The organism is Nocardia alni, from assembly GCF_019038435.1.
GTDB lineage: Bacteria > Actinomycetota > Actinomycetes > Mycobacteriales > Mycobacteriaceae > Nocardia > Nocardia alni.
In genome coordinates this window covers 1-442 of the sequence record NZ_JAGPOX010000354.1, presented here as the reverse complement: position 1 = coordinate 442, position 442 = coordinate 1, and the positions used below count along the sequence as shown (strand labels likewise).

Annotated in this window: 1 protein-coding gene; it reads right to left on the bottom strand. The window is 38.2% G+C overall.

Annotated features, from left to right (window positions below; genetic code table 11):
- A partial coding sequence (locus JZ791_RS47440) for a hypothetical protein (protein ID WP_216903979.1) occupies positions 1 to 404 on the bottom strand: 404 nt, incomplete at its 3' end.
- Positions 405 to 442 lie beyond the last annotated feature (38 nt).

Genomic DNA, 442 nt, shown 5'->3' with positions numbered 1-442 from the left:
TATTTGGGCGAACTATCTTCCACAAGTGATGAATCACCGATAAATGCTGCTTTACCTTTTCCAACTTTAGAAATTGCTACATAGGGGCCTTCTGCTTTACCGCCCCCATTATAAATACCTTGATCTACAGCATGTGACCATTTACTTTTCGCTGGCAATTGTTCTGGTGTATACACAATACCTTTTGCTTTCTCTGGATTAGTAATTGCTAATGTCGATCCGGCATGCATAGAGACAGATTTCACACCTTCAGTAATACCGAAACTTTCTTTTGAAGAAACAATATTGCTCGTATTTAAATCACCTAGTGCATTATATCGAAAACGTACGCCAAAGTTTGTAGATAACCAATCTGAACTTTTCACACCTTGCATTGCAGTAGAACTTTTTTCTTCTGCATTCATACCTTTCGACATATCTTCATATGCTCCACGTCGATAAC